The following is a 26,423-nucleotide window of genomic DNA, read 5'->3' on the forward strand; positions in this document are numbered from 1 at the left end:
ATTTCCTTGGCCTAGTCGTGCGTCTGTCCGCTGTACTCGGTCGCCCGCATGGACGCGCGCTGGCAGAACGTCTGATACCACTCGCTCAGGCGTGCCTGCGCCGAGAAGTCCGAGAGTTGACGAAAAGCGATCCAGTCAAGGGCAGTCGCCAGGGCGATGTGGCCCACGGTGATCGGGCCATTGAGGTCGACGTGCTCTTCGATGAAGCGATACGCCTCCTTGAGTTTGTACGCCTGACCCTCGGCGTACGCTGGATAGCGCAAAGCCTCGGGGCGCCGCTCGACTTCCCAGCGCAGCTTGATACCGACGTCGCACATACCCTGCGCCAACGCTTGCAGGCGCAGCGCCTGGTAGCGCTCGGGGCCGCTGGCCGGGATGAATTTGCGGCCACCGCTCAGGTCGTCGAGGTATTCGCAAATGACGATTGAATCAAACAGTGCAGTGTCGTCCGGCAGCATCAGCACCGGCACTTTGCCCAGCGGATTGGCCTGGTAGATGGTCGCGTTTGGCGAAGTCGGACTGGTTTCGTGATGAATCACCTCCAGGCTCGACGCGATGCCGAGTTCGTGAGCCAGCACCAGCACCTTGCGGGCGTAGGGCGAATGCGTCTGATAGTAGAGTTTCATGCGCGAGTTCCTGTCTCAAGGATGGCGGTGGCGACTCGATGGGCGTCCATGAACAGCCGCGAAGGTGCGCCCGCCGAGGTGACGTAGTGGTTGTAATAACAGGAGCCTTCGGCGAGCGGCCCCAGCACCCAGATGTCACGCACCGCTTCGCCGCCGTTCGATTTGGGGTGGCAGGCCGCGTCGACATCGATGCCGTCGATGCCCGGCACATCGGTGCGCGGACGCACAAGGCCCAGGCGCGCGAGGTCGCGCACCGGCGCGCAGTCGCTGTGGGCGACGCCGCTGCTCTGGACGTAACCGGCGATTCGCTTGAAGTGCTCGATCGCGGGGCGTGAGCCAGGCTTGAGAAAGGTCAGCAAACCGGCATCACACAGCGCGAGCAGATCGGCGTGGCGCTCCTTCTGCGGGCCGGCGACCAGACGATTGATCGCCTTGTGCCAGCGGCCATAGAACTGCCGATGCGAATCTTCGGTGAGCCCGTCGAAATCCACCGCCTCACGCAGCCGGTCACGCAAGTCTCGCCATACTTCGATGGCGGCTTTGATCGGCGACGCGCCGCGTCCCAGGCGTGCTTCATGCAAGTCGGCTTCGAGGGTGTCGTAAATCCATGCGTGATAGTTGTAAGGCGTGACGCTGTCGGGCAGTGCGTGGCAGATCAGCTCCAGCGGATTGATTGCGCCGGCAATCGCTTCGAACTCGCGCAGCAAAGCTTCGCAGGCGACAACACCTGCTGGGCCGGCAACGCTGACGGTTCTGAGCTGCTCAAGCAACTGTTGTGGCGCTGAGGGTTTATGCAGGACGGCGACCGCAGCGGCACGCATTTCCAGCAGCATCAGCGGCAGAATGTCCCGTTCGAAATCCAGTCGGCGGTTGTGCGCGTTGATCCGCAACGACTCGATGCGCTCGCTGGTCAGCAACACGGCGTTATGGCGTGGGCAGCCGATCAAGCCATTGGGACGCGTGCGAAACGGCAGCCCGTCCCGCGACTGGATGAAGATCACCGGCTCCTGACCCGACGGCTGGTAAGTGTGACTGCCATCGGCCATGGGTTTGTAGACCCCGCCTCTGCCAGCCGTCAGCGCCGCCAGGGTGTCCATGGCGCCCAGGCCCAACCCTTCGATCAACACCGTTTCGCCGGGCTCGACGGTGGTGAGGCTGCCCGGCAACGGGTAAACGTTGTCGACCCGGTTCTGCCCCGCCAGGCGCAAGCGTCCGGTGTGGCCGACGGTCAGCACCAGACGATCCACCGTCACCGCAGCGCCGTCGGCGGTTTGCAGAACGTATTGCTGATTCTCGTTGCGCTCGACCGCCGTGACCTGATGCCGATGCAGATTGACGGTGACCCAGGCGGGTGCGGTCGCGAGGATCTGCGTGAAGGCGTCAGCCAGATAGGCGCCGAGCAGGTGCCGTGGCAGAAAATCCTCCGCCTCGACGTCGCGACCGTCGGCGGCGAGCAGGCCACTGTCGGGGTCAACCTTGATGCGCTGCGCGCGGCACCACGCGAGGAAATCCGGCCCTGGCCGCTCCCGGGCCTCGCTCAGATCACCGAACGCTGCTGCGTCGGGAAATACCCCGAGCTGACCGGCGACAGTGTTGAGCAACAGGTAGTCCGGTTGATCGGGCCAGTGCGCGCCGCTGCCGAGCACATTGGGCTCGAAGATGTCGATGAACATCGGTTGTTGCGGGCGTTCCTCGGCGCGGCTCAACAGGCGCTCGAATACCGACAATCCGCGCGAACCGCAGCCGATCAGGCCGATTTGCACAGGCGCCTTCACCATCTGCGCTCCTCGCCAAAAAAGGACGGTATGGCAATTGCCGTACCGGCCGCCACCGCAATGTCGTGGATCATCCGGCCAATCGCGAGATCGAGAATGCCCATGCCGAATGGCGAATAGATCAGCGGTTTGTCTTGGGCGACATGCAGGTCGCCGCGAATCAGCTGCGCCACTGTGCCGGTGACAAAGTCGCGATGGCCGTATTGCTGCTCGGCCAGATGCGGCGAAGTATTGGCTTTCAGGCAATGGGTGATGTCGTCGAAATAGTTGTAACTTTCCTCGATGATTTCGGCGCCGATATCCCGCAGCGAAATGTTCAGAACAATCTGCCCCGGGCGGAACGTGCCCTGGCCTTTTACGTACGGCTCGCCCGCGCTGGTGGCGAACACCACGATGTCGGCAGTCAGTGCGTCTTCGAGCGACAGCAGACGCACATCCGGCAGGCCCAGTTGTTCGCCAAATTCCGCGAGGGCTTGGGCCGACTCGGCGTTGAGATCATGAATGCCCACGCTATCGAAGGACCAGTCGTCGGCGACGAAAGTCTCGAGGATATTCCTAGAAATTACCCCGCCACCAATGATCGAAAGTGTCGCCGCGTGGCGTTCCTGGCCATTCAGCCACCAGGCACCCAAGACTGCCGACGCTGCCGTGCGCACAGCACTGATCAGTGCACCTTCGAGCAGCGCGTAGGGGTAACCGGTCTCGGGATCGTTGAGAATCAGCACCGCAGATGCGCGCGGAATGCCTGACTTGATGTTGTCGGGATAACTGGCAATCCACTTGATCCCGGAGACGGATTGATCGCCCTCGCTGTCGACGATGGCCGCCGGCAGCGCAATGATCCGGTTCGCCGGTTGCGCAGGGAAACGCAGAAAATAACTGTCGGGGTTAACAGTTTCGCCACGCTCGTGGGTCAGGTAGGTCTGCGCCACCATGTCGATGGTTGCATGCCGCAGCCCGTTGAGGATGTCTTTGACGACAGCGCCGGGGATGACGTGGAACGGCTGGATCGGATTCTGTGTGGTCATGAGGATTACGCCGAGAGTGCCAGAGCGATTTCAGGGAAAAGGGGCTGCAGTGCGGTTGCGCCGATCCGCTGGGTGACCCAGTCGTCGGAATAGATGGTTTCGAGGTAGCGCTCACCCATGTCGGGGGAGATCGCCACCACGACATCGTCGGGCCGGATATGCGGCGCCCACTGGCGGATGCCGGCGAGCACAGTGCCGGTGGAGCCGCCGAAGAGCAGGCCGTAGCGTTGCGCCAGCCAACGGCAGACCTTGATCGTCTGTTCCTCGGGAATCGACAGGAAGTCGTGAATGCCCGACGACTCGAATATCTCCGGCAGGCGGCTGGTGCCGAGCCCCGGAATATGGCGCGTGCCGCCCGGCAGTCCGAACGTCACCGAGCCGACGGTATCGACGGCAATGACTTTGGTGTGCGGATGATGTTCGGCAAAGTAGTTCTTGCAGCCCATCAGCGTGCCGGTGGTGCCAGCGCCGACGAACAGATAATCGACCTGGGGAAACTTGCGCGCGATGGACCTGGCAGTCGCTTGATAGTGGGCGAGGGGGTTGGTCGGATTCTTGTACTGGTTGAGCCAGATGTAGTCGGCGTTGTCAGCGACCAGTTGTTCGATCAGGCGAATCCGCGAATTCAGGTAACCGCCGTTCTCGTCACGCTGATCGACCATGAGCATTTGCGCGCCAAGGGCGTGAATCAGCTTGCGGTTCGGCGCGGAAATATTTGGATCGATTACGCAAACGAACTGGTAACCCTTGGCGGCGCAAACCATGGCCAGCGCAACGCCCAGATTCCCCGACGAGGATTCGATAAGGCGGGTCTTGTGATTGATCAGTCCGCGGATTTCAAGATCAGTGATCAGCGCGTGCGCGGTCTTCAGTTTGATGGAGCCGGCGGGATTCAGTCCTTCGATTTTCAGCTGGATCGTTGCGCTGCAAAGATCGCCGATCTGCACATAACTGTCTTCATTGATGAGTTGCTTGATCATACGTCGTCCGTTTCGCTGTTTTGCCGGGCGCACGGGGGCGCCAGCATTCATCCTGGAATGTTTGAAAAGCAGTAACTGCAGTTCGCCTGTGGGTTGGGTTCAGATTTTTTTGCTGGACAGGAAGTGACCTTGCGGGCGACGCCGATCGATTCAAAAAATCAGGTTTTGCGCTCTGAGGGCTACAGAAACCCAGAGTGTTGCGGGGCGCAAAGTGGAGCCAGTCATTGGCTCGCCAAGGCTTGCGCAAAGTATTGGCGAAACGCCATCTGCGCGGAGAGATACAGATTTCGGGTTTTTTCCAGTACAGCTGGAATTGGGTGTATCGAAGGGAGAAGTGAGGAGGGGGATCAAATCGCAGGCATAAAAAAACCCTGAATCTTGCGATTCAGGGTTTTCGGTATTTGGTGCCCAGAGACGGAATCGAACCGCCGACACGGGGATTTTCAATCCCCTGCTCTACCGACTGAGCTATCTGGGCAACGGGGCGCATTAAAAGGGTTTTTCGGATTTACGTCAACGACTTTTTGAAAATTTCTTAAATTAATTCCGTCGCTTACGAAATCTGCGGGTTATTCGGCTGGCGGCACGTAGCCTTCGGCCTTGGCGTATTCCTCGCCGGAGAAGTACTTGTCCATTTCGCCCTGCAGGTATTTGCGATCTTCGGCGTTCATCATGTTCAGGCGCTTTTCGTTGATCAGCAGGGTCTGGTGTTTCTGCCAGTCGGCCCAGGCCTTGGCCGAGACGTGGTCGAAAATGTCCTGGCCCTTGGCACCCGGGAAAGGGGCGCGTTCCAGCGCGGGCAGTTCTTCTTTGTACTTGCGGCACATTACGGTGCGGGTCATGGCGATTCTCCTGCATTCAAGACGGCGGCCGCGCGTTCGAGCAAGGTCTTGACCGGGGCAGCAAGGCCCAGGCGCGGCGGGGTGGCGAGGTTATACCAGAGCCAGTCGGCCTCGGCCACGTGATGGCTGGCTTCCTGCACCTGAACCAGCCAGGGTTCGATGGACAACTGGAAATGGCTGAAGGTGTGAACCAGGCTCGGCAGCGCCTGCTGCTGGCCCATGGTCAGTGAGTGCTGATCGGCCAGATGTTGCAGATCCTCCAGGTCATCCAGTTCCGGCAGGCTCCACAAACCGCCCCACAGTCCCGTCGACGGGCGGCGGTAAAGCAGAATCGCGCCTTCACCGTTGGCGAGCATCGGCATCAGCGTGCGTTTCTGCGGGATGGCTTTGCGTGGCTTGGGAATCGGATAACGGGTTTCCAGGCCAAGCATGTGCGCTTCACAGCCACGCTTGAGCGGGCACAGCAGACAGCTCGGCTTGCTGCGCGTGCAGAGTGTCGCGCCAAGATCCATCATCGCCTGGGTGTAGGCGTTGACCCGATCGTGCGGGGTGAAGCGCTCGGCGTTGGCCCAGAGTTGTTTGGCCACCTTCGGTTCGCCAGGGTAGCCCTCTTGCGCAGTGAAGCGCGCCAGCACGCGTTTGACGTTGCCGTCGAGGATCGGCGCGCGCAGGCCCATGCTGATGCTGGCGATCGCCCCGGCGGTGGACAGGCCGATGCCTGGCAGCTCGGTGAGTTTTTCCACGTCACGCGGGAATTCGCCAGCGTACTGGCTGACGACGATCTTCGCCGTCTTCTGCAGATTGCGTGCGCGAGTGTAGTAACCCAGCCCGGTCCACAGGTGCAGCACCTCGTCTTCCGGCGCTGCGGCCAGCGCTTCGACTGTCGGCAGCGCCGCCATGAAGCGCTCGAAGTAATTGAGCACCGTGCTGACCTGAGTCTGCTGCAACATGATCTCGGACACCCACACCCGGTACGGGTTGATGTCCTGCTGCCACGGCAAATCGTGGCGGCCATGGCGGTCGAACCACTCCAGCACCGCCGTGGAAAACTGCTCCGCTGTCATCGCTTGAACAGCCCCTTCAATGCGTTTTTCAGTTCCGGGCTGACTTTGTCGCCCAGTTTCTCGTCGATCTTCTCGCTGAGCTTGTTGCCGGCCATCTTGCTGGCGACCTGACCGAGACGATCATTGTCGATGCGGCAGGCCTTGGCGCCCAGCTCCAGCGGTCCACGGCAGCGCAGCGGCCACTCGATGCCGACGAATTTGTCGCCGACCTGACAGGCCGGGTCAGGCATGGCGCTGGTATCGCCTTCGACGATGATGCCGACGCGGTAATCCATGCCGAGCACGCGCAGGTCGATGTCGCCGTCACCGTTGACGGTCATGCCGGGGATGCGCACTTTCAGGTCTGGGTTGCTGGCGACGCCGTTGCGCACGGTCAGGTTGCCCTTGAGCTCCTCGAACGGCGTGTCCTTGCCCCGTGGCTCGCCGCTGAGGGACTTGCGATTGAGCGTGGCGATGCCTTTGCACAATTGCTGTTCAAGGTTGGCGTTGAGCAGCACACCGTTGTTGATGACGAAACTGGCGTTGCCGTTCAGCGTATCGATCAGCGCCTGTTGGCTGTTGCCGCTGCCAGTGAAGCTGCTGGTCAGCGTCACCAGGCCTTTGACCGGCGGGTTCTTGCCCTGGCTTTCGATGATTTTTTCCACCGGGACGCGATTGAGGCGGGTCTGCAGGTTCAGCACCGGCGCGCTTGGGCGCACGTCGAGTGTGCCGTTGGCGACGAAGCCGCCGTTGTACAGATCGCCGCTCAGGTTAGTCAGCGTCAGCAGGCCGCCCTGGCCAGTGGCTTTGAGCGCGGCGTTCTGTATCGGCAGTTTGTCGAGGGTCAGTTGGCCGAAAGTCAGGTCGGCATCGACGTCGAGTTTGGCCAGGCGTTCGACCGGCAGCAGACGCTCGGTGCTCCAGGCGGTTTTGCTCGGTTTGTCCGGCAGCGGCGTGGTGCCGGCCACAGCCCCGGCCTCGGTGCTGGCGACTTCGGCCTGACGTGTTTGCGTGGCGCTGTTGGCTTGGGCAGATTTCGGTGGCAGGTAGCGATCGGCGTTGAAAGTGTCGGCCTTGAGAATTGCGCGCAGCGATTGTTTGGCGAAGTCCTCGATGGCGATGCGACCGCTGAAGCTGCTGTCATCGAGTTTCAGGTTGATGTTGTCGAACGACAGGCTGGTCGGAGTGGCCGCAACGCGGCTGACCAGTTCGACCTTGCTCAGGCTGCCTTCGCCCATCGCCGGCAGTGTCTGGCCGATGCTGTCGACGAATTTCGCCAGATCGAACTGGGCAATGGAAATGCCGCCGCTGATCTGTGGCGTCTTGTCGAGGTCGTTGGCTTTCAGCTCGCCCAGGGCGCGCAACTGGTTGGCGGAAATCTTGATGCCGGTCCACTCGGCGACGTTCGCTGCCTTGTCCAGCAGCAACTGGCCCTGAGCAGAGAAGGTCATGGTCTTGCCTTGCAGCGGATCGCCAGCGAGCTCGCCGGTCAGCTTCAGGTCTTCGAACTTGTAGCGTTGCAGGGCGCGCTCGAAGCGCAGCTCACCGTTGAGCTCGGTGCGCACGCGCAGCACCGGTTGGTTGGTGCCAAGGAACGCGGTGGCTTTCACCGGGATATTGGTCGAGTCATGGACCGGGCCGGTGCTCAGCTGAATGCTTTCGGCGCTGAACTGCTTGCCGGTCAGCTCATCAGTATATTCAACGCGGGCGTTGTTGACGGTCAGGCTGTCGATGTCGAGGCGGATCGGTTGCGCCGGTTTTTCCACGGCGACAGTCGGCTCGCTGGCGGTCGCGCCCGCTGTGGCCGGTGGAGTCGAGCCCGGCGCCACAGGCACCTTGCCAATGTCTTCCCAATTGCCGTGGCCGTTCTTGTCACGGTTCAGGCGCAGGTTGAGGCCTTCGACGCGCACGTCACTCATCTGCACCTCGCGGCGCAACAACGGCAGCACGCGCACGGACAGGCCGAGCATCTGCAAGTCGGCAAACGGTTCGGCAGGTTTGGCCAGGGTAGCGACGCTGGCTTCGTGCAATTCCAGGCCGAGCCACGGGAACAGGCTCCAGCCGATATCGCCATTGAGCGTCAGCTCGATGTGGGCCTTGTCGCGGGCAATCTGGCGGATCTCGTCTTTATAGTCGTTGGGATCGAAGAGGTGGGTCAGGGCAAAGCCTGCCGCCACAATGATCAGCAACAGCCCGAGAAGTACCAGACCCAGGATTTTGCCGAACGCTTTCATGGGCGAGTCCTTGTAGTTAGTCGAATTGGTCATATGGCCGGGGAGTATAGCGCTGCCGGCACCCGGTTCGGTGTGGCGTCATCTGCCGAGGGTCGGCGGTGGCACCTGCAACTTCGCCACCGGGCCTGCGCTTGAGGATGCCCGGCGGGCGTCAGAGGGTGCAATTCGTCCCCCGCTTGCGACGCCATTTTTTGCGCTTGGTTCACCAGTCGTTCAGTCACGCCCAGTCGACGGGTAACTTTTCACACGCATAAATGGGACAAGTAGCAAACGGCGTGGTGCCTTTGCAGACGCGGGGTTGGCAGCTTCCCGAGTCGTACGAGAACAGATGACTTGAAAAAAGGTGATATCAGTTTGGTTTTTCTGTCACCTGAGAATGGTAACCTTCGCCAGTTCGTCCGCCCGTCTGCGACTTAACGTCGCGCCTTCAAGGAGCTTCACCTGAAAAAACGGTCATGCCTGCGTGCATAAGGCCGAGGGTGAGCAGTGGCTGGCGAACCATACTAACAATTGGGGGATACACAATGAGCACGAGCATCACGGCGGACGGCCTCAAGGCCGACCAGCCTGCGTTCCTGTCCAAGGAACGCATCATCGCCAAGCCCGGTTTCAACCGCTGGCTGGTTCCACCGGCCGCTTTGGCCATTCACCTGTGCATCGGCATGGCCTACGGCTTCTCGGTGTTCTGGTTGCCGCTGTCCAAGGCACTCGGCGTTAGCGCGCCGGTGGCTTGCGCGCCGGACATGAGCTTCATCGCACAGGTATTTTCGTCGAACTGCGACTGGCCGATCTCCATGCTCGGCTGGATCTACACGCTGTTCTTCATCTTCCTCGGCTGCTCGGCAGCGATCTGGGGTGGCTGGCTGGAACACGCCGGTCCTCGTAAAGCGGGCGTGGTCTCGGCCTTGTGCTGGTGCGGCGGTCTGCTGATTTCCGCGCTGGGTATCTATACCCACCAGATCTGGCTGATGTGGATCGGCTCCGGCGTGATCGGCGGTATCGGTCTGGGCCTGGGCTATATCTCGCCGGTGTCGACCCTGATCAAGTGGTTCCCGGACAAGCGCGGCATGGCGACCGGCATGGCGATCATGGGCTTCGGTGGCGGCGCGATGGTCGGTGCGCCGTTGGCGACTGCGCTGATGAGCCACTTCGCATCGCCAGAAGGCGTTGGCGTATGGCAGAGCTTCGTGGCCATGGCAGCCATCTACTTCGTGTTCATGATCGGTGGCGCGCTGTCCTACCGCGTGCCGCCAACCGGCTGGAAGCCTGAGGGCTGGACCGCTCCAGCGAAGAAAGCTTCCAACGCCATGATCACTAACCGTCACGTCCACGTGAACGTAGCGTGGAAAACGCCGCAATTCCGTATGGTCTGGCTGGTGCTGTGCCTGAACGTGTCGGCGGGTATCGGTATCCTCGGCATGGCTTCGCCACTGTTGCAGGAAGTGTTCGGCGGCAAACTGCTGGGCGTCGATGTGCCGTTCGGCCAACTCGACGCTGGCCAACTGGCCTCGATCGCGGCGATCGCAGCGGGCTTCACCGGTCTGCTGAGCCTGTTCAATATCGGTGGCCGGTTCTTCTGGGCCTCGTTCTCGGATTACCTGGGCCGCAAGAACACCTACTTCGTGTTCTTCGCGCTGGGTTTTGCCTTGTACGCGCTGATTCCGAACATGGGTCATCTGGGCAACGTTGCGCTGTTCGTGGCGGCGTTCTGCATCATCCTGTCGATGTACGGCGGTGGTTTTGCCACCGTTCCGGCGTATCTGGCCGACCTGTTCGGTACACAGATGGTCGGTGCGATCCACGGTCGTCTGCTGACTGCCTGGGCCGCTGCCGGCGTACTCGGTCCGGTGCTGGTCAACTACCTGCGTGAATATCAGCTGAGCATCGGCGTGGAACGCGCTGCCGCTTACGACATCACCCTGTACATCCTCGCCGGCCTGCTGGTGCTGGGCTTCCTGTGCAACCTGATGGTGCGCCCGGTGGCCGACAAGTACTTCATGACCGACGCCGAACTGGCCGCCGAACAGGCGCTGGGCCACGACAAGGGTGCCGATGCCAGCACCGTTCTGGAGTGGAAAGCCGCGCCGGGCACCAAGCCTCTGGCGATCGCTGCCTGGCTGGTGGTGGGTATTCCGTTGGCGTGGGGTGTGTGGGTGACCCTGCAGAAGACGGCGGTACTGTTTCACTAAGGTGTTAGCTGAATAAACACCGAACCTGTGGGAGCGAGCCTGCTCGCGAAGACGGAGCACCAGTCGACATCAATGTTGCCTGGCCTACCGCATTCGCGAGCAGGCTCGCTCCCACATTTGTTTTTGGCATGCCTGTTATGGCTTGTATGGACATGTCTACCCGCGACAGCCGGGCGTTCTATCCGTCAGGCATCTCACCTCGCGTGTTTCTGTTTGCTTGCTGCGTGCCTATAATGGCTGCCTTTTTCGCCCAATGATTTTGCGGAGCTGGTGATGGCCGAACGTAAGGCGTCTGTCGAGCGCGACACTCTGGAAACCCAGATCAAAGCCTCGATCAACCTTGATGGCACCGGAAAGGCCCGATTCGATATCGGTGTACCTTTTCTTGAGCACATGCTGGATCAGATCGCCCGTCATGGGTTGATCGACCTGGATATCGAATGCAAGGGCGATCTGCATATCGACGACCACCATACGGTGGAAGACGTCGGTATCACCCTCGGCCAGGCGTTTGCCAAAGCCATCGGCGACAAGAAAGGCATCCGTCGCTACGGCCATGCCTACGTGCCGCTCGATGAAGCGCTGTCGCGCGTGGTGATCGATTTCTCCGGTCGTCCGGGCTTGCAGATGCACGTGCCGTACACCCGGGCCACCGTCGGCGGTTTCGACGTTGACCTGTTCCAGGAATTCTTCCAGGGCTTCGTCAACCACGCGCTGGTCAGCGTGCACATCGACAACCTGCGCGGCACCAACACTCACCACCAGATCGAAACCGTGTTCAAGGCTTTCGGCCGCGCGCTGCGCATGGCCGTCGAGCTGGACGAGCGCATGGCCGGGCAAATGCCGTCGACCAAAGGCGTTCTGTAATGCAGACGGTTGCAGTTATCGACTACGGCATGGGCAATCTGCACTCGGTCGCCAAGGCGCTTGAGCACGTCGGCGCCGGCAAGGTGCTGATCACCAGCGATGCGAAGGTGATTCGCGAAGCCGACCGCGTGGTATTCCCGGGCGTTGGCGCGATTCGCGATTGCATGGCGGAGATCCGTCGCCTCGGCTTCGATTCGCTGGTCCGTGAGGTCAGCCAGGATCGACCGTTCCTCGGCATCTGTGTCGGCATGCAAGCCCTGCTCGATACCAGCGAAGAGAACGCCGGCGTCGACTGCATCGGCCTGTTCCCCGGCGCGGTGAAATTCTTCGGCAAGGATCTGCACGAAGACGGCGAGCACCTCAAAGTCCCGCACATGGGCTGGAACGAGGTGAAGCAGAAGATCAGTCACCCGCTCTGGCATGACATCCCGGATCTGGCGCGTTTCTACTTCGTGCACAGCTACTACATCGCCGCCGCCAATGCGCGTCAGGTGGTGGGCAGCGGTCATTACGGTGTCGATTTCGCCGCAGCGCTGGCCGACGGTTCGCGTTTCGCCGTGCAGTTCCACCCGGAGAAAAGCCATACCCACGGCCTGCAACTGCTGCAGAACTTCGCTGCGTGGGACGGTCGCTGGTAAATGGCTGTCAAGAAATCCAAACCGCCGATTCTGACCCTCACTCCCGAGCAGGAGAGCGAGGCCAGTCGCAAGATTCAGCGGTTCATGGAAGATCGTTTCGAATTGGACCTGGGTTCGTTCGAGGCGGCGGAAATTCTTGAGCTGTTTACCCGCGAGATTGCTCCGCACTATTACAACAGGGCGATTTTCGATGTGCAGACCCACCTCAAGGAACGGTTTGAAAGCATCGAAAGCGACCTGTGGGCGCTCGAAAAAAGCAGCTGAAAGCTACAAGCTTCAAGCTGCAAGAGTAAAACGAACACACGCATGCTTGCAGCTTGTGGCTTGCAGCTTGCAGCTCTTTTGACGAAGGAAAAAGCATGCTGATTATCCCCGCTATCGATCTTAAGGACGGTGCCTGCGTACGTCTGCGCCAGGGCCGCATGGAAGATTCCACGGTGTTCTCCGATGACCCGGTGAGCATGGCTGCCAAGTGGGTGGAGGGCGGTTGCCGCCGTCTGCATCTGGTCGACCTCAACGGCGCGTTCGAAGGCCAGCCGGTCAACGGCGAAGTGGTCACCGCGATCGCCAAGCGCTACCCGACCCTGCCGATCCAGATCGGTGGTGGCATCCGTTCGCTGGAAACCATCGAGCATTACGTCAAGGCGGGCGTCAGCTACGTGATCATCGGCACCAAAGCCGTGAAAGATCCGGCGTTCGTTGCTGAAGCCTGCCGTGCGTTTCCGGGCAAGATCATTGTCGGTCTGGATGCCAAAGACGGTTTCGTCGCCACCGACGGCTGGGCTGAGATCAGCGCCGTGCAGGTCATTGACCTGGCCAGGCAGTTCGAAGCCGACGGCGTGTCGTCGATTGTTTATACCGACATCGCCAAAGACGGCATGATGCAGGGCTGCAACGTACCGTTCACCGCTGCGCTGGCCGCTGCCACCAGGATTCCGGTGATCGCTTCCGGCGGCATCCATAACCTGGGTGACATCAAGTCGCTGCTCGACGCCAAGGCACCGGGCATCATCGGCGCGATCACGGGCCGCGCGATCTATGAGGGCACTTTGGATGTTGCAGAGGCTCAAGCTTTTTGTGATGGCTACGCGGCCAGATAAAAGCAGCTTCAAGTTGCAAGCTGCGAGCTGCAAGTTAGAAGCGCGACCGCAATCCGCCCTTTCTTGCAGCTTGAAGCTTGAAGCTTCTTAATCGGAGATTAAGTCTTATGGCGTTAGCCAAGCGCATCATCCCTTGCCTGGACGTGGACAACGGCCGGGTCGTCAAAGGTGTGAAGTTCGAGAACATCCGCGACGCCGGTGACCCGGTGGAAATCGCCCGTCGCTACGACGAGCAGGGCGCCGACGAGATTACCTTTCTCGACATCACCGCCAGCGTCGATGGCCGTGACACCACGCTGCATACCGTCGAGCGCATGGCCAGCCAGGTGTTCATTCCGCTGACCGTCGGCGGTGGCGTGCGTACCGTGCAGGACATCCGCAACCTGCTCAATGCAGGCGCGGACAAAGTGTCGATCAACACCGCTGCCGTGTTCAACCCGGAATTCGTTGGCGAAGCCGCGCAGCATTTCGGCTCGCAGTGCATCGTCGTTGCCATCGACGCCAAGAAAGTCTCCGGCCCCGGCGAAACCCCGCGCTGGGAAATCTTCACCCATGGCGGGCGCAAGCCGACCGGCCTCGACGCAGTCGAGTGGGCGAAGAAAATGGAAGGCCTCGGTGCTGGCGAAATCCTCCTGACCAGCATGGATCAGGACGGCATGAAAAACGGCTTCGACCTCGGCGTGACCCGCGCCATCAGCGACGCGCTGGGCATTCCGGTGATCGCTTCCGGTGGCGTCGGCAATTTGCAGCATCTGGCCGACGGCATTCTCGAAGGCCATGCCAGTGCGGTGCTGGCGGCAAGTATTTTCCACTTCGGCGAATACACCGTGCAGGAAGCCAAGGCCTACATGTCGCATCGCGGCATCGTCATGCGCTAAAGCGTACAGGCCAGTGGACAGCATGGCGCGCCCAAGGCACTCTTGGGCACGCCATGGATTCCGGTAGCCCGACATGATCAAACGCCTGCTTGTTGTTCTCGCCAGCGCCTCGTTGTTGTTCATCAGCAATGCCCGGGCCGAAACCAGTCCCGACACCGATCTGGTGCTGCTCACCGAGAACTTCCCGCCGTACAACATGGCGAAGAACGGCAAGAATTTCGCCCAGGGCGACAACATCAACGGTATTGCCACGGACATCGTTCGCGAGATGTTCCAGCGCGCCGGCCTCACTTACAGCCTGACCCTGCGTTTCCCCTGGGAGCGTGTCTACAAGCTCGCCCTGGAAAATCCCGGTTATGGGGCCTTCGTCATGGCGCGCCTGCCCGATCGCGAAAAACTCTTCAAATGGGTCGGCCCGATCGGACCCGACGACTGGATCCTGCTGGCCAAGGCTGACAGCAAGATAACCCTGGAAACCCTCAATGATGCGCGCAAATACAGGATCGGCGCCTACAAGGGCGATGCGATTGCCGAGACCCTGACCAAACAGGGCCTCAAACCGCTGGTGGTGCTGCGCGATCAGGACAATGCGAAGAAACTCGTCAACGGCCAGATCGATCTCTGGGCTACCGGGGATCCTGCCGGCCGTTATCTGGCGCGGCAGGATGGCGTGACCGGTCTGAAGACCGTGCTGCGCTTCAACAGCGCCGAACTGTATCTGGCACTGAACAAGGATGTGTCAGATACAGTCGTTGCCAGGTTGCAGGCTGCGCTTGATCAGATGCGCAAGGACGGAGTTGTCGACGAGATCATGGGACGCTATCTGTAGTCACTGGCAACTCTGTGCTTGTTGGCAACGCTGCGGCTTCGTTATCCGTTTCGTCCTCGACTGTTGCGCTTTGCATGTGCGCGGCCTCGGCAGGCAGGACTGTCGCGTTTGGTTGCGGTGGTGTGTACACGCTGAAGTGCAGGTTCTTGCCATCGGTGTAGCTGACGACGCTGCCGATCTGTGTGCCGTCCGCGCGCAGCAGCTTATAGTCACTCTGAGTCAGATACACCGCCATCGAGCTGTTGCCGGCCACGATAGCCGCGACCTCGATAGGTGCCGGGTTGAGCCATTCGTTCGAGTGCATTTCACACTGGGTGAAATCATTGTTCAACCGCGCCGAAAACAGAAAGGGTTGGGACAGATTGCTCTGCCACTGTGCGCCGAACTCGATCAAAGTGGCGCTGGTAAACAGGCGCAGTCTATCGTTTTGTTGCAGGCGGGGGGCGACCCAGCGGACGGTCTTGTTGCTGTCTTCCGTGTTGTGGCAATGGCCAACGAGCTGATAATGATCCGTGCGCTGTAGCAGATACTCAGGTGACTGACTGAGCTGTTGGCGTCGGGTGAGCTGTGGGTCTTTTACGATGAACCAAGGCAGTCGCGCGCTGTAGGCAGGTTGCTCGGGCACCCGCAGGTCGGGTGGCGTGACATCCGCAAGGACTGGCACGGCGGGGCGTGCATTGACGTCAATCTCAATCGGGATACGCAGGGAATAAATGGTGAAATTGGCGGGTTTGGAATAACTCTTCAAGCCGACGAAGGTGCCGGGCGCCAGATGGATTTCATCCGCAGGCGCCGAAGGCGGAACGGCGCTCCACGTGCTGATGCTTTGTCGGGCTCCACTGCCCTTGTCTGTCCACACCGATTCAGCCAGGCCGGAAGCAATCAAGAGGTCGGCACGGACGCAACGGACAGCGTTCAAGGAAGGCTTTGCGTGACCGTCGGAGCAGACCGAACCGAGCGCTACATACCCTTGCGGAGGAATGGGTCGCCAGATCGCCCCGTCCTTTTTCGAGCCTGAGCCTGTGTCTTGCCAGATCAGTTCATAGTCGTCAGGACGGCGCAACGCGCTGCCTTTTGCGGGATCCGCACTGGGTGTCGCCGCTTCGCAAACCACAGCCACCGCATGTCTGTCAGTAATGTTGTCATGGTCATCAATCGCCACGTCGCCCAACGGAAAGTAACCCGGCAGCACATCGGCAGGTGGCGTGGGCCGCCAGAAGGCAGCCGGTTTTGCCCGGGATCCAGCGGTATCCCAGATGCGCAGAAACTCCGTCGTAAAGCTGATCAGCAAGTTGTCGTTTCGGATGGGTTGCATTTGCCTGGTTGGCAAAGCGGTAGTCTCATGAGTAGTCATTGCGATTCCTGATAGTGAAAGCGACGCATGGGCGTCGCGACCTGTTGCAGGTCGCACTATCGGAAACGGGGGCGGTTACCGGGTGGTAAATATGTATGTGTCAACGTCACAGGGCGTTACCGGTAAACGCCGTCCTTGCCATGGCCGGCCATGGCGCGGTTGCTGCGCACGCTGATCATCTGCCTGATGTCGATCCAGTCGATACCCTGCGCCTTCAGTCTGGGCAGTTCGCGCTCGAGCACCGCCAGGGTCTGCGGATACGGATGGCCGATCATCACCGCTGAACCCTGTTTGTGCGCCAGAGCGATTGCGGTCTGCAGTTGAGTGGAAATCGCCGCTTCGGTGCGTTCGTCATCGAGAAACACATCGCGGGAAACGCTGGCCAGATCGATTTTCTGTGCTTGCTGCGCAGCGACTGTCTGGGCGCTGGTGCGGCTGTCGACGAAGAACTTGTGCCGGTGCTGCAACTCAGCCATCAGCCACGCCATCGCCGCCGGCTGCGCGGTCATGCGGCTGCCCATGTGATTGTTGATGCCGGCAGTGAACGGGACTTTCTCGAACGCGGCATTCAGGCGTTTCTGCAGTTCTTCGATGGGCAGTTCGGGGTGCCAGGCGTACGGTCCGGTGGCCGGGTCCATCGGCATGTGCAGGATGACGATCTTGCCGGCGCGATGGGCCTCGCGGGCAAACTCGGTGGCGTGGGGCGTATCGGGCATGATCGCTGCCGTGACCGGGCCGGGCAGGGCGAGCACGCGGCGATCCCGGGGCAGATTCTGCCCCAGGTCATCGATGATCAGTGTCAGGTAGGCTTTGTGCGGCGTGGAGCCGGCGGGCTCCGCTTGGGCAAAACCCGCCAGACAGCACAACAGAGCGCAGACGAAACGCAGCAACATCCTCAGCGGCCGGAGGTGATGCTCAGGCCTTTGAGCAGGCTCAGGGCCTGGGCCAACTGGTAATCGTCATCCTGCGGCATGGCTTTGGCCTTGCCAGCCGAACCACTCGGTTTGTCGGCGCCGCCGTTGCCGTTGCCCAGGTGACCTTGCAGATCGGCTTCCTTGAAGTATTCGCTGTCGGCTTCGTTGGTGATCTTGGCGCGGCGCACTTCGATGTCCGGCACGATGCCCTGGGCCTGGATCGAGCGGCCGTTCGGCGTGAAATACAGCGCGGTGGTGATCTTCAGTGCGCGGTCGTTGTTCAGCGGCAGCACGGTCTGCACCGAGCCCTTGCCGAAACTGGTGGTGCCCATGACCACGGCACGTTTCTGGTCCTGCAGGGCGCCGGCGACGATTTCCGAAGCCGAGGCACTGCCGCCGTTGATCAGCACGACCATCGGCACCGCTTCGCTCTCGTCCTTGCCGGTGGCGGAGAAGCGCAATTCGGAGTTGGCGATGCGGCCCTTGGTGTAGACGATCAGGCCTTTGGTGATGAAGTGGTCGACCACTTCCACCGCCGATTGCAGCACGCCACCCGGGTTGTTGCGCAGGTCGAGAATGATGCCGTTGAGCTTCTTGCCGTTGTCCTTGCGCAATTTGGCCAGCGCCTTGGAGACTTCTTCGCCGGTCTTGACCTGGAACTGGGTAATGCGGATGTAGCCGTAGCCCGATTCCAGCAGCTGCGCCTTGACGCTCTTGACCTGAATCACCGCCCGCGCCAAGGTCACGTCGAATGGCGTGCCGCCGTCGCGAACCAGGGTCAGGGTGATTTTCTGGCCGATCTTGCCGCGCATCTTGTCGACGGCTTCAGTCATGGTCTGGCCACGCGTTGGCTGGCCGTTGATCTTGACGATGAAGTCACCAGCCTGAATGCCAGCCTTAGATGCCGGGGTGTCATCGATCGGCGAGACGACCTTGATGAAGCCGTCTTCGGCGCCGACTTCGATGCCCAGACCGCCGAACTCACCACTGGTGCTTTCCTGCAGCTCGGTGAAGTCTTCCGGGCCAAGGTAGGCCGAATGCGGATCGAGATTGCTGAGCATGCCCTTGATCGCGTTTTCCAGCAGGGTCTTGTCGTCCACGGGCTCGACGTACGCGGCTTTGATCCGGTCCATGACCTCGGCGAAGGTGCGCAGCTCTTCCAGCGGCAACGGCGCCTTGGCGGTCGCGGCAGTGCCTGCCGGAGCGACGGTCGGGGCCGGTTGTGCGGCGAACGCCAGAGGCGCGCCGATCACCAGAGCGATCGTCAGGGCCAGCGAGGTAAGGCGGGACAAATGCAGCATGTCGAACGAACTCCTGAATTAGATGCCGTGCTTATCCTTGCGCACGACACCATTGCGCCGGATCACTCGGGTGACCCTGCTGACGAATTGCGAAATACAGCGCTGGCGTGTCCTGACCGCCACTGTTACCGACAGTGGAAATCGACTCGCCAGCCTTGACCACATCACCCGCCGACTTGAGCAGCGTCTGGTTGTGGCCGTAGAGACTCAGAAAACCATTGCCGTGATCGAGGATCACCAGCAAACCGGCACCCCGTAGCCAGTCGGCGAACACCACGCGCCCGCCGTGTACGGCGTGCACCTGGCTGCCGGCGGAAGCGCTGATCATCACGCCATCCCATTTGGTGCGGGCATCGTCGCCACGGCTTTCACCGAAGCGTGCGAGTAATCGACCATCAACCGGCCACGGAAGTTTTCCCCGGGTTGCAGCAAATGGCCCGCCAAAGGTTTCGCCGCTGCTCGATACCAGCGCGCCGGGGCTTGATCTGACGGGTTTTCGTGGGGCGTCGCTGTTTTCAGCCTGCGCCTCACGCAAACGCTTTTTTTCCGCTTCCTGCTGGGCGATCAGCGCTTTCTGTCGCGCTTCTTCTGCCTCACGAGCCTGGCGGGCCAGGGTTTCTTCAATGGTTTTAAGGACTTTAGACAGGTCTGCCTGATCCTGCTCGCGGGCGGCGAGTTTCTGGTCGCGGGCCTTCACGTCGTCATTGAGTCTGGCGAGAACCTGCTGGCGCTCCTTGCGGACTTTCTCGAGTGCTTCGCGCTGAGTGTCGAGGTCGCTTTTCTGCACCAGCAACTGCGCTTGCTGCAGGCCGATGTCTTTTTCGACATTGGCCAGCTGGCGCAGGGTTTCGTTGAAGTTCTTCAACTGCTCCAGGCGTGCCTGGCTCAGGAAGTCGTAATAGGTGAGGGTGCGGGCGAACTTCTCGGGGTTCTGCTGATTGAGCAGCAGCTTGAGGTATTCCTGGCGGCCGTTCTGGTAAGCCGCACGGGCCTGAATGGCGATCAGTCGCTGCTGTTCAGTGCGCGCGCTCTGGAGTTTTTTTTTCTCTGCATCGAGCCGCTGTAGCTCGGATTCGCTTTTCTGCAGTTCTTTCTGCAGCGCGTCGACCTGCTTCTGCAGCTTGCCCATCTCGGTTTCAGTGCCCTTGAGCTCTTTCTGCACGCCGGACTTTTCTTCCTGCAACTTGCCCAGGAGCTTTTTCAGCTCGGCGATATCCTGACGCGTGGCCTCCAACTGCTGTTGGGTTTGCGCGCGCTCGTCGGCGAAGGCCGGCTGGAGCAGACAGGTCAGAGCAAGGGCGATCAGGACGCGAAGCATAGGGGCGGGCGGCACCAGGGTAAGGGACGGCCTAGTATGCCCGCCCGAGGCTGCAAAAAAAACGCCCAATTGGGGCTGTGTGATAACTGGACAGAAAAACACCGCAAAACCAATGTGGGAGCGAGCCTGCTCGCGAAAGCGGTGCGTCAGGCGACATCGCTGTCGACTGATCCACCGTATTCGCGAGCAGGCTCGCTCCCACAGGGATTGGCGGTGTTTATACGAGGATCGAGGTACCTGTCATCTCCGCCGGTTTTTCCAGGCCCAGCAGCATCAGCATGGTCGGTGCCACGTCCGCCAGCACGCCGCCTTCGCGCACTTTCAGGTCGCGTTTGCCGACGTAGATGAACGGCACCGGCTCGGTGGTATGCGCGGTGTGCGCCTGACCAGTGGATTCATCGGCCATTTGCTCGACGTTGCCGTGGTCAGCGGTGATCAGTGCTTCGCCGCCGACCTTTTCCAGCGCCTCGACGATGCGACCGACGCAAGTGTCCAGGCACTCGACCGCTTTCACCGCCGCGTCGAACACGCCGCTGTGGCCGACCATGTCGCCGTTGGCGTAGTTGACCACGATCACGTCGTAACGCTGGTTTTCAATGGCGTCGACGATGCGGTCAGTAACTTCCGGGGCGCTCATTTCCGGCTGCAAGTCATAGGTAGCGACTTTCGGCGACGGGATCAGGATGCGCTCTTCGCCCGGGAACGGTTCTTCGCGACCGCCGGAGAAGAAGAAGGTCACGTGGGCGTATTTTTCGGTTTCAGCGATGCGCAGCTGGGTCTTGCCGTTTTTCGCCAGATAATCGCCGAGAACGTTTTCCAGGCTGCCGGCGGCGAAGGCCGACGGTGCCGGAATGCTAGCGGCGTACTGGGTCAGCATGACGAAACCGGCCAGTTTCGGCTGGCGGGCGCGCGCGAATTCCTTGAAATCGTCTTCGACGAACACCCGGGTCAGCTCGCGGGCGCGGTCGGCGCGGAAGTTCATGAACACCACGGCGTCGCCGTCTTCAACTTTCACCGGCTCGCCGATGGAAGTGGCTTTGACGAACTCGTCGCTTTCGCCACGGGCATAGGCGGCTTCGAGGCCTTCCTGAGCGGTGGCGGCGTTGAACTCGCCGTTGCCGTCGACGATCAGGTTGTAGGCCTGGGCGACGCGATCCCAACGGTTGTCACGGTCCATGGCGAAGTAGCGGCCGATGATGCTGGCGATCCGGCCTTTGCCCAATGCCTGGAACGTCGCGTCGAGCAGTTCGATCGACGAGGCAGCGCTCTTCGGCGGTGTGTCACGGCCATCGAGGAAGGCGTGCAGATAGATTTTTTCGGCGCCGCGCTTGAAGGCCAGTTCGGCCATGGCGATCAGGTGATCCTGGTGGCTGTGCACGCCGCCATCGGACAGCAGGCCCATGAAATGCACGGCTTTGCCGGCGGCCACGGCTTTATCGACAGCGGCGCAGATGGTCGGGTTTTCGAAGAATTCGCCGTCGCGGATCGCTTTGGTCACACGGGTGAAGTCCTGATACACCACGCGCCCGGCGCCGAGGTTCATGTGGCCGACTTCGGAGTTGCCCATCTGGCCATCCGGCAGGCCGACGTCCATGCCGCTGCCCGAGATCAAGCCGTTTGGCACGGTGGCCCACAGACGATCCAGCACGGGTTTCTTCGCCGCGAACACGGCATTGGATTCGGGGCTGTCGCTGTGACCGAAGCCGTCGAGAATCATCAGGACCAAAGGTTTGGGCGTAGTCGTCATGGAATCCACTCGTGGCTGATAAAGAAGAGGGCGATGGAAAACGGAGTTGGAGTTTAAAGCTAAGTTCCGACCGCGTCACCGCCGGACGGGGTTTGGCCGACCATAGTGGCTGTGTATACTGGCCGACATTTTAACGCCCTGGAACCTCCTTCGATGGTTGCTCACCTGATTGAATTTGCCACTAACCACTACATTCTTGTCGGTATCTTCGTCGTACTGCTGGCTCTGTTGCTGGCGCACACGATGCAGGGCGGCGGCAAGAGCCTGAGCACCGGCGAGCTGACCGCACTGGTCAATAAAGATGCAGGCGTGGTGGTGGACATCCGTCCGGCCAAGGATTATGCCGCCGGCCACATCGTCGGCGCGGTGAACATCCCGCAAGACAAGCTGGCCGCTCGCGTCGGCGAGCTGGAAAAGCACAAGGCCAAGACCATCATTCTGGTCGATGCCCTCGGTCAGACCGCCGGCACCCACGCCCGCGAACTGATGAAGTCCGGCTTCACCGCCGCCAAGCTGTCCGGCGGGATTTCCAGCTGGAAGGGCGACAACCTGCCATTGGTGAAATGACATGAGCGAAGTCATCGTCTACTCCAGCGATTACTGCCCCTACTGCTCGCGCGCCAAGCATCTGCTCGCCAGCAAAGGCGTGGCCTTCGAAGAGATCAAGGTCGATGGCAAGCCGCAGCTGCGTGCCGAAATGACCAAAAAGGCCGGGCGCACGTCCGTGCCGCAGATCTGGATCGGCTCTAAGCACATCGGCGGTTGCGATGATTTATATGCCCTGGAGCGCGCCGGCAAACTCGACGCGCTGCTCAAGGGCTGAACGGCTGCACCCACGTACAGCACTCCCTAAAAGACCCAAGATCGATAAGGATCTGAGATGACTGACCAACAGAACACTGCAGCCAGCGAAGAAGAAACCGCACCGCAATTCTCCTTGCAGCGCATCTACGTACGCGACCTGTCCTTCGAAGCCCCGAAAAGCCCGGCGATCTTTCGCCAGCAGTGGGATCCGGCGGTCGGTCTGGATCTGAACACTCGGCAGAAAGCGCTGGAAGGCGATTTCTACGAAGTGGTGTTGACCCTGTCGGTGACCGTGAAGAACGGTGAAGAAGTCGCCTTCATCGCTGAAGTGCAGCAGGCCGGTATATTCCTGATCAAGAACCTCGATGCGGCTTCGATGAGCCACACCCTCGGTGCGTTCTGCCCGAACATCCTGTTCCCTTACGCCCGCGAAACCCTCGACAGCCTGGTTACCCGTGGCTCGTTCCCGGCGCTGATGCTGGCCCCGGTGAACTTCGACGCCCTGTACGCGCAAGAGCTGCAGCGCATGCAGGAAAGCGGGGACGCACCAACCGTTCAATAACGGCGCGGATACGCATCGCGGGCAAGCCCGCTCCCACAGGTTTTGCACATTCCTGTGGGAGCGGGCTTGCCCGCGATTGTTTTGGTCAGGTGAAAATTATTTGAAGTCGTTCTGCCGCCACGCTTCGTACACGGCGACCGCCACAGTGTTGGACAGGTTCAGGCTGCGGCAGCCCTCGCGCATCGGCAGGCGCAGGCGTTGTTCGCCGGGCAGGGCGTCGAGCACGTCCGCGGGCAGGCCCCGGCTTTCCGGGCCGAACAGAAACGCATCGCCGGGCACGAACGCGGCATCATAGAACGGCCGCGAACCCTTGGTGGTGAAGGCGAACACGCGCGGGTTGCCCAGACTTTCCAGACAGCTGGCCAGGTCCGCGTGACGCTGCAACGTGGCATATTCGTGGTAGTCGAGACCGGCACGGCGCAGGCGCTTGTCGTCCATCTCGAAACCCAGTGGTTCGATCAAATGCAGGTGGCAGCCGCTGTTGGCGCACAGCCTGATAACGTTGCCGGTATTCGGCGGAATTTCTGGTTGAAAAAGGATGACGTGAAACATGCACGGCTCCGAAGGTAAAGATGACGCGCATTCTACGCCGCAAGCGGACCCGCGTTCGAAACTATTCCCGCGCGTCATTGGTTCGCTGGCGATCGTCGGGATGATGATCGGCTTGATGATCGGCCGCCTGACCACGCCAGACCCGAGCGTGCTGGAGAGGGTCGAGGTCACCGAAGGCGGCCTGGTAGTGTGGTTCAACAACGAACCGAAACTGCACGGCGAGATCATCGATGGCACCATCGCGCTGCTGTTTCAGGCCGAAGGTCGGGCGCAGAAAGGCCAGCTCAGGCTCAACGGCAAGGACGTCAACTGGCGCACGCGCAAGAGTGATGGCGGATTGTTGCTGACGGTGCTGGCAGCGCGCCCATTGCAGGGCGACTGGGTCGGTAGCGAGGTCGATGATCGCTGGCGAGTGGAGATCCGCTTGAGCGAGCCCTAGCGGGAAGTCATCCTTGCTGATGTTCGTTCCTACATTGTTTTAGGTCGTTTCCCACTGCGGCCGTCGCCCTTTCCCATCTCCGTCAGATGCTCGTCCACGCTATCGTTCGCCCCTTCAAACGGCAGGATGCCGATACCAAGCGTGCCCTTGCATGAATGCATGGGGCGTTTTTTTCAAGGATGAAGATATGCCAGTAAAACCACCGCGCGGTGGCAGTACCCCCGTTGATGTGAATGCTTCCGCCGGCGCGAGTCGATCGGCCGAAGTTGATACGTCGCTGCCGACGACATCGGGCCGCCGAGGTTCCGCATCGGATATTTCTGTGGATCATTCGCGCCCGGGAGACGGGGCGTCCGACGGCACCGCCGGGAATGAAACCAAGCCGCTTGCGGTGGTAATGGTCCACGCGGCTAGCGCTGAGGTGCTTGTTATTCCCGGTCCGTCGTCGTTGGAAAACTACCTGATCAGTGCCGGTTCAACGCTTCCAGACGCCAACAGCAGCGGACTCAGAGTGTTCAAGAGCCGCACTTATGTTGATCTGTCCATCGGCGGGACTGTGCTTGTCGGGGCGGATCCGGATACGGGACTTTATCGCGCCCGGCGTTCGAGTGAATTGCGTCCCTCTGGCCCCGTGCTGGAGCGCGATAGCGCTAGCGGCTTGTGGCGTTTGCACGAGGATGTTGGCGCGACCATTCGAGAACAATTCAAGAGATCGTTTCCTGAGGCAGCCGATGAACACGCGCAGCACTTTAACAACCGATTCGGTGACAGGGACAGCGCAGAGATTGAACTTGAGCGGATCAAGTTTGGGTTTCCTCAACTGGACCGCGAACTCGGCGCATGGGAGAAGGCCTACAAGGGCTCTGATACCGAGGAGCGCGATCGGCGCTTTGCTCTGGGAGCCAAGATGCGTCAATTGTTCAAGTGGCTAGGCGATGCATCGGAAAGAATCCATCAGGAGGGATTTCAGACAGGGTTTGTCCTGAAACTGGCTTTTGGAAGGAAGAGGAACTTCGCTCTCCCGGTTTTATCTACACGACTCGATTCCATAGTTGCCCTTGAAATCACAGAGGGGGCCGTAGGTAAACTCGAAGGTCTGTTCAAGAGCTTGTCCCACATTGAAACGCTGAAAGTGCAAGCGTCACTTGATGGCTTACCTGCCGGGATCGAAACACTCACAGAGCTGAAAGTCCTCGACATGAGCCGAACCGGAGTCCTATTCAAGCCGGCCGATGTGGATCGCTTCACACGCATGAGCCGCCTGCAGGAGTTGAACCTCGAAAATGGCAGGGTACTGCACGCTCCGTCAGTCCGCGGTCTTACCGAGTTACGCGTATTGAATCTTCGATATACCGGTATAAATGCCTTGCCGGCTGGACTGAGTGAAATGCCCGGCCCGTCACGTTTACAAGTGCTTGATTTGGGTCGGAATCGGGGCCTGAAAGTCGCACCTGACGTAAGTGCAATGTCCGAGCTGCGAATATTGGATCTGGCGGATACGGGGATAAGCAGGCTTCCGGTAGGGCTTGATTCCGGGAGTGGGCCTTCGCGGCTCGAAATATTGAACCTCAGCGCCAATGATCTTTATGTGGCGCCTTCGCTTAGAGGGATGACTGCATTGCAGGAGCTGGATCTGAGCTGGACCCGTATAGACAGACTTCCCGAGGGCATTACGGCCGATATCCCCAAGACGAAATTGATACTTAAAGGCAACGATATTCAAACGATCCCCGAATCGCTTGAGCTCAGGAAAGGCTTCGACCTTTCATACAATCCGATTTCCGACCCGGCTGCCCTGCGGCGATTCATTTTTGCTCGGCGACAAACAGGCACAGATGTCTGGCTGGGGCGAGGAAGTACTGACCTGTCTGCAAATCTTTGGCTGAAGAATGTGCCGCCAGCACAATTGCCCGACAAGCTGGCGCTCTGGAACCGATGGTCGAGCGTTCCCGAAAGCGACCTGATGTTACGTATCCGGCACTTGAGTGGCACGCCAGAATTTCACATCGAGCGTCCGCTATTGCAACGCCGCGTCTGGGCATTCCTCGAGGCATTTGACAAGGCTGACGCTGTCGAACAGGCACAGCTCAGAGCTGTTGCTGGAAGGTTCACGGAAAATGAACCAATTATTGGCGTCATGCTGGAAAGACTGGAAGCCGAAATTGAAAAATTTGATGCACGGCGCCAACACGTGCCACCGCATCAGTTACCCAAGCGACCGAGATTTGAATGAACGCAAGTTCATGCCTCGGCGCGCGATATAAAACCGGGAATTCCTGACCCGCCTGTATTCAGATTGCTCCAAGGCACAGCTCATTGCGCTGCGGTCTGAGTCCGAGGCGGGCAATCTCTGTCGCGCTCTCATTTCCCCTTGCATGATGCAGGGGGCATTTTTTTCAAGGA

25 protein-coding genes and 1 tRNA gene are annotated in these 26,423 nt (G+C 60.4%); 12 read left to right on the forward strand and 14 right to left on the reverse strand.

The genetic code is table 11. From position 1 onward, the window contains the following. Positions 1 to 11 precede the first annotated feature (11 nt). The 8 genes from ND528_RS17770 to ND528_RS17805 all read right to left on the reverse strand — a co-directional run bounded on the left by ND528_RS17770 (position 12) and on the right by ND528_RS17805 (position 8,528). Positions 12 to 626: a glutathione S-transferase family protein gene (locus ND528_RS17770; RefSeq protein ID WP_137215094.1), complete on the reverse strand. Its 615-nt coding sequence runs from the start codon at positions 624 to 626 to the stop codon at positions 12 to 14. Then, on the reverse strand, positions 623 to 2,404 hold the full coding sequence (locus tag ND528_RS17775; protein ID WP_263470819.1) for an FAD/NAD(P)-binding protein: 1,782 nt from the start codon (positions 2,402 to 2,404) through the stop codon (positions 623 to 625). The genes ND528_RS17770 and ND528_RS17775 overlap by 4 nt, the downstream gene beginning before the upstream one ends. After that, positions 2,398 to 3,429: a 2,3-diaminopropionate biosynthesis protein SbnB gene (gene sbnB / locus ND528_RS17780; protein ID WP_263470820.1), complete on the reverse strand. Its 1,032-nt coding sequence runs from the start codon at positions 3,427 to 3,429 to the stop codon at positions 2,398 to 2,400. Before sbnB ends, ND528_RS17775 begins: the two co-directional genes overlap by 7 nt. A 5-nt stretch (positions 3,430 to 3,434) precedes the next feature. Then, positions 3,435 to 4,409: a 2,3-diaminopropionate biosynthesis protein SbnA gene (gene sbnA, locus ND528_RS17785; protein WP_263470821.1), complete on the reverse strand. Its 975-nt coding sequence runs from the start codon at positions 4,407 to 4,409 to the stop codon at positions 3,435 to 3,437. Positions 4,410 to 4,811: 402 nt separating this feature from the next. Next, positions 4,812 to 4,887, reverse strand: a tRNA-Phe gene (locus ND528_RS17790). A gap of 91 nt (positions 4,888 to 4,978) precedes the next feature. Further along, on the reverse strand, positions 4,979 to 5,251 hold the full coding sequence (locus ND528_RS17795; RefSeq protein ID WP_016772129.1) for an oxidative damage protection protein: 273 nt from the start codon (positions 5,249 to 5,251) through the stop codon (positions 4,979 to 4,981). Further along, positions 5,248 to 6,315 (reverse strand): A/G-specific adenine glycosylase, encoded by a 1,068-nt coding sequence (gene mutY, locus ND528_RS17800; protein ID WP_039756580.1) that lies wholly within the window; start codon positions 6,313 to 6,315, stop codon positions 5,248 to 5,250. The genes ND528_RS17795 and mutY overlap by 4 nt, the downstream gene beginning before the upstream one ends. Continuing rightward, complete coding sequence (locus ND528_RS17805) at positions 6,312 to 8,528, reverse strand: AsmA family protein (RefSeq protein WP_130911356.1); 2,217 nt, start codon at positions 8,526 to 8,528, stop codon at positions 6,312 to 6,314. The genes mutY and ND528_RS17805 overlap by 4 nt, the downstream gene beginning before the upstream one ends. Positions 8,529 to 9,052: 524 nt before the next feature. Between ND528_RS17805 and ND528_RS17815 the strand changes: the two genes are divergently transcribed. From ND528_RS17815 to ND528_RS17845, 7 genes are all read left to right on the forward strand, one after another. Further along, positions 9,053 to 10,717, forward strand: a complete 1,665-nt coding sequence (locus ND528_RS17815; RefSeq protein WP_263470822.1) for an OFA family MFS transporter — start codon at positions 9,053 to 9,055, stop codon at positions 10,715 to 10,717. 273 nt (positions 10,718 to 10,990) lie between these two features. Continuing rightward, a complete protein-coding gene (hisB, locus tag ND528_RS17820) occupies positions 10,991 to 11,584 on the forward strand; it encodes an imidazoleglycerol-phosphate dehydratase HisB (protein ID WP_016772125.1) in 594 nt (197 codons plus the stop codon). Continuing rightward, positions 11,584 to 12,222 carry an imidazole glycerol phosphate synthase subunit HisH gene (gene hisH, locus ND528_RS17825; protein ID WP_212615074.1) on the forward strand — a complete coding sequence of 213 codons (639 nt, stop codon included), beginning with the start codon at positions 11,584 to 11,586 and terminating at the stop codon, positions 12,220 to 12,222. The genes hisB and hisH overlap by 1 nt, the downstream gene beginning before the upstream one ends. After that, positions 12,223 to 12,486, forward strand: coding sequence for a DUF2164 domain-containing protein (locus tag ND528_RS17830; RefSeq protein ID WP_212615075.1), 264 nt, complete (start codon positions 12,223 to 12,225; stop codon positions 12,484 to 12,486). A gap of 95 nt (positions 12,487 to 12,581) precedes the next feature. Further along, positions 12,582 to 13,322 carry a 1-(5-phosphoribosyl)-5-[(5-phosphoribosylamino)methylideneamino]imidazole-4-carboxamide isomerase gene (gene hisA / locus ND528_RS17835; RefSeq protein WP_263470823.1) on the forward strand — a complete coding sequence of 247 codons (741 nt, stop codon included), beginning with the start codon at positions 12,582 to 12,584 and terminating at the stop codon, positions 13,320 to 13,322. Positions 13,323 to 13,429: 107 nt separating this feature from the next. Next, positions 13,430 to 14,200, forward strand: a complete 771-nt coding sequence (gene hisF / locus ND528_RS17840; protein WP_016772122.1) for an imidazole glycerol phosphate synthase subunit HisF — start codon at positions 13,430 to 13,432, stop codon at positions 14,198 to 14,200. A 73-nt stretch (positions 14,201 to 14,273) separates the two neighbouring features. Continuing rightward, on the forward strand, positions 14,274 to 15,029 hold the full coding sequence (locus tag ND528_RS17845; RefSeq protein ID WP_137215103.1) for a substrate-binding periplasmic protein: 756 nt from the start codon (positions 14,274 to 14,276) through the stop codon (positions 15,027 to 15,029). Here the strand turns inward: ND528_RS17845 and ND528_RS17850 are convergent. From ND528_RS17850 to gpmI, 5 genes are all read right to left on the reverse strand, one after another. Beyond that, complete coding sequence (locus ND528_RS17850) at positions 15,010 to 16,383, reverse strand: Vps62-related protein (RefSeq protein ID WP_263470824.1); 1,374 nt, start codon at positions 16,381 to 16,383, stop codon at positions 15,010 to 15,012. The two genes, ND528_RS17845 and ND528_RS17850, sit on opposite strands and share 20 nt — an antisense overlap. Positions 16,384 to 16,499: 116 nt before the next feature. Beyond that, positions 16,500 to 17,276 carry a divergent polysaccharide deacetylase family protein gene (locus ND528_RS17855; RefSeq protein WP_130911995.1) on the reverse strand — a complete coding sequence of 259 codons (777 nt, stop codon included), beginning with the start codon at positions 17,274 to 17,276 and terminating at the stop codon, positions 16,500 to 16,502. 2 nt (positions 17,277 to 17,278) lie between these two features. Next, the gene (locus tag ND528_RS17860; RefSeq protein WP_042608642.1) at positions 17,279 to 18,598 is read right to left on the reverse strand and encodes a S41 family peptidase; all 1,320 of its coding nucleotides are present in this window, start codon (positions 18,596 to 18,598) and stop codon (positions 17,279 to 17,281) included. A gap of 31 nt (positions 18,599 to 18,629) precedes the next feature. After that, entirely contained in the window at positions 18,630 to 19,916 is a 1,287-nt protein-coding gene (locus ND528_RS17865) for a murein hydrolase activator EnvC family protein (RefSeq protein ID WP_263470825.1), read from the reverse strand. Between the two features lie 217 nt (positions 19,917 to 20,133). Next, positions 20,134 to 21,663, reverse strand: a complete 1,530-nt coding sequence (gene gpmI, locus ND528_RS17870) for a 2,3-bisphosphoglycerate-independent phosphoglycerate mutase (protein WP_016772117.1) — start codon at positions 21,661 to 21,663, stop codon at positions 20,134 to 20,136. A gap of 153 nt (positions 21,664 to 21,816) precedes the next feature. On the opposite strand from gpmI, the gene ND528_RS17875 reads away from it, so the two are divergent. Genes ND528_RS17875 through secB form a run of 3 tightly spaced genes read left to right on the forward strand, consistent with a single transcriptional unit; the run spans position 21,817 to position 23,029 of the window. Beyond that, a complete protein-coding gene (locus ND528_RS17875) occupies positions 21,817 to 22,230 on the forward strand; it encodes a rhodanese-like domain-containing protein (RefSeq protein WP_016772116.1) in 414 nt (137 codons plus the stop codon). A 1-nt stretch (position 22,231) separates the two neighbouring features. Next, positions 22,232 to 22,486 (forward strand): glutaredoxin 3, encoded by a 255-nt coding sequence (gene grxC / locus ND528_RS17880; protein ID WP_130911997.1) that lies wholly within the window; start codon positions 22,232 to 22,234, stop codon positions 22,484 to 22,486. 57 nt (positions 22,487 to 22,543) lie between these two features. Then, positions 22,544 to 23,029 (forward strand): protein-export chaperone SecB, encoded by a 486-nt coding sequence (gene secB, locus ND528_RS17885; RefSeq protein ID WP_130911998.1) that lies wholly within the window; start codon positions 22,544 to 22,546, stop codon positions 23,027 to 23,029. A 96-nt stretch (positions 23,030 to 23,125) separates the two neighbouring features. On the opposite strand, the gene ND528_RS17890 is transcribed toward secB, so the two are convergent. After that, a complete protein-coding gene (locus tag ND528_RS17890; protein WP_263470826.1) occupies positions 23,126 to 23,581 on the reverse strand; it encodes a tRNA (cytidine(34)-2'-O)-methyltransferase in 456 nt (151 codons plus the stop codon). Between ND528_RS17890 and ND528_RS17895 the strand changes: the two genes are divergently transcribed. Together ND528_RS17895 and ND528_RS17900 are read left to right on the forward strand one after the other, a co-directional pair. Next, positions 23,580 to 24,020, forward strand: a complete 441-nt coding sequence (locus ND528_RS17895; RefSeq protein WP_263470827.1) for a hypothetical protein — start codon at positions 23,580 to 23,582, stop codon at positions 24,018 to 24,020. The two genes, ND528_RS17890 and ND528_RS17895, sit on opposite strands and share 2 nt — an antisense overlap. A gap of 151 nt (positions 24,021 to 24,171) precedes the next feature. After that, positions 24,172 to 26,253, forward strand: a complete 2,082-nt coding sequence (locus ND528_RS17900; protein WP_263470828.1) for a leucine-rich repeat domain-containing protein — start codon at positions 24,172 to 24,174, stop codon at positions 26,251 to 26,253. Positions 26,254 to 26,423 lie beyond the last annotated feature (170 nt).

Origin of the sequence: Pseudomonas mercuritolerans (assembly GCF_025706525.1) — a bacterium.
In the GTDB taxonomy this organism is placed as follows: Bacteria; Pseudomonadota; Gammaproteobacteria; order Pseudomonadales; family Pseudomonadaceae; genus Aquipseudomonas; species Aquipseudomonas mercuritolerans.

Bases quoted from the DNA above. Each gene is read 5' to 3' on its own strand.
- hisB (WP_016772125.1), top strand. From the start codon at position 10,991: ATGGCCGAACGTAAGGCGTCTGTCGAGCGCGACACTCTGGAAACCCAG.
- ND528_RS17770 (WP_137215094.1), bottom strand. From the start codon at position 626: ATGAAACTCTACTATCAGACGCATTCGCCCTACGCCCGCAAGGTGCTG.
- ND528_RS17845 (WP_137215103.1), top strand. From the start codon at position 14,274: ATGATCAAACGCCTGCTTGTTGTTCTCGCCAGCGCCTCGTTGTTGTTC.
- sbnA (WP_263470821.1), bottom strand. From the start codon at position 4,409: ATGATCAAGCAACTCATCAATGAAGACAGTTATGTGCAGATCGGCGAT.
- gpmI (WP_016772117.1), bottom strand. From the start codon at position 21,663: ATGACGACTACGCCCAAACCTTTGGTCCTGATGATTCTCGACGGCTTC.
- hisA (WP_263470823.1), top strand. From the start codon at position 12,582: ATGCTGATTATCCCCGCTATCGATCTTAAGGACGGTGCCTGCGTACGT.
- sbnB (WP_263470820.1), bottom strand. From the start codon at position 3,429: ATGACCACACAGAATCCGATCCAGCCGTTCCACGTCATCCCCGGCGCT.
- secB (WP_130911998.1), top strand. From the start codon at position 22,544: ATGACTGACCAACAGAACACTGCAGCCAGCGAAGAAGAAACCGCACCG.
- ND528_RS17805 (WP_130911356.1), bottom strand. From the start codon at position 8,528: ATGAAAGCGTTCGGCAAAATCCTGGGTCTGGTACTTCTCGGGCTGTTG.
- ND528_RS17865 (WP_263470825.1), bottom strand. From the start codon at position 19,916: ATGCTTCGCGTCCTGATCGCCCTTGCTCTGACCTGTCTGCTCCAGCCG.
- mutY (WP_039756580.1), bottom strand. From the start codon at position 6,315: ATGACAGCGGAGCAGTTTTCCACGGCGGTGCTGGAGTGGTTCGACCGC.
- ND528_RS17830 (WP_212615075.1), top strand. From the start codon at position 12,223: ATGGCTGTCAAGAAATCCAAACCGCCGATTCTGACCCTCACTCCCGAG.
- ND528_RS17890 (WP_263470826.1), bottom strand. From the start codon at position 23,581: ATGTTTCACGTCATCCTTTTTCAACCAGAAATTCCGCCGAATACCGGC.
- ND528_RS17815 (WP_263470822.1), top strand. From the start codon at position 9,053: ATGAGCACGAGCATCACGGCGGACGGCCTCAAGGCCGACCAGCCTGCG.
- hisF (WP_016772122.1), top strand. From the start codon at position 13,430: ATGGCGTTAGCCAAGCGCATCATCCCTTGCCTGGACGTGGACAACGGC.
- ND528_RS17900 (WP_263470828.1), top strand. From the start codon at position 24,172: ATGAATGCATGGGGCGTTTTTTTCAAGGATGAAGATATGCCAGTAAAA.
- grxC (WP_130911997.1), top strand. From the start codon at position 22,232: ATGAGCGAAGTCATCGTCTACTCCAGCGATTACTGCCCCTACTGCTCG.
- hisH (WP_212615074.1), top strand. From the start codon at position 11,584: ATGCAGACGGTTGCAGTTATCGACTACGGCATGGGCAATCTGCACTCG.
- ND528_RS17795 (WP_016772129.1), bottom strand. From the start codon at position 5,251: ATGACCCGCACCGTAATGTGCCGCAAGTACAAAGAAGAACTGCCCGCG.
- ND528_RS17855 (WP_130911995.1), bottom strand. From the start codon at position 17,276: ATGTTGCTGCGTTTCGTCTGCGCTCTGTTGTGCTGTCTGGCGGGTTTT.
- ND528_RS17895 (WP_263470827.1), top strand. From the start codon at position 23,580: ATGCACGGCTCCGAAGGTAAAGATGACGCGCATTCTACGCCGCAAGCG.
- ND528_RS17775 (WP_263470819.1), bottom strand. From the start codon at position 2,404: ATGGTGAAGGCGCCTGTGCAAATCGGCCTGATCGGCTGCGGTTCGCGC.
- ND528_RS17850 (WP_263470824.1), bottom strand. From the start codon at position 16,383: ATGACTACTCATGAGACTACCGCTTTGCCAACCAGGCAAATGCAACCC.
- ND528_RS17860 (WP_042608642.1), bottom strand. From the start codon at position 18,598: ATGCTGCATTTGTCCCGCCTTACCTCGCTGGCCCTGACGATCGCTCTG.
- ND528_RS17875 (WP_016772116.1), top strand. From the start codon at position 21,817: ATGGTTGCTCACCTGATTGAATTTGCCACTAACCACTACATTCTTGTC.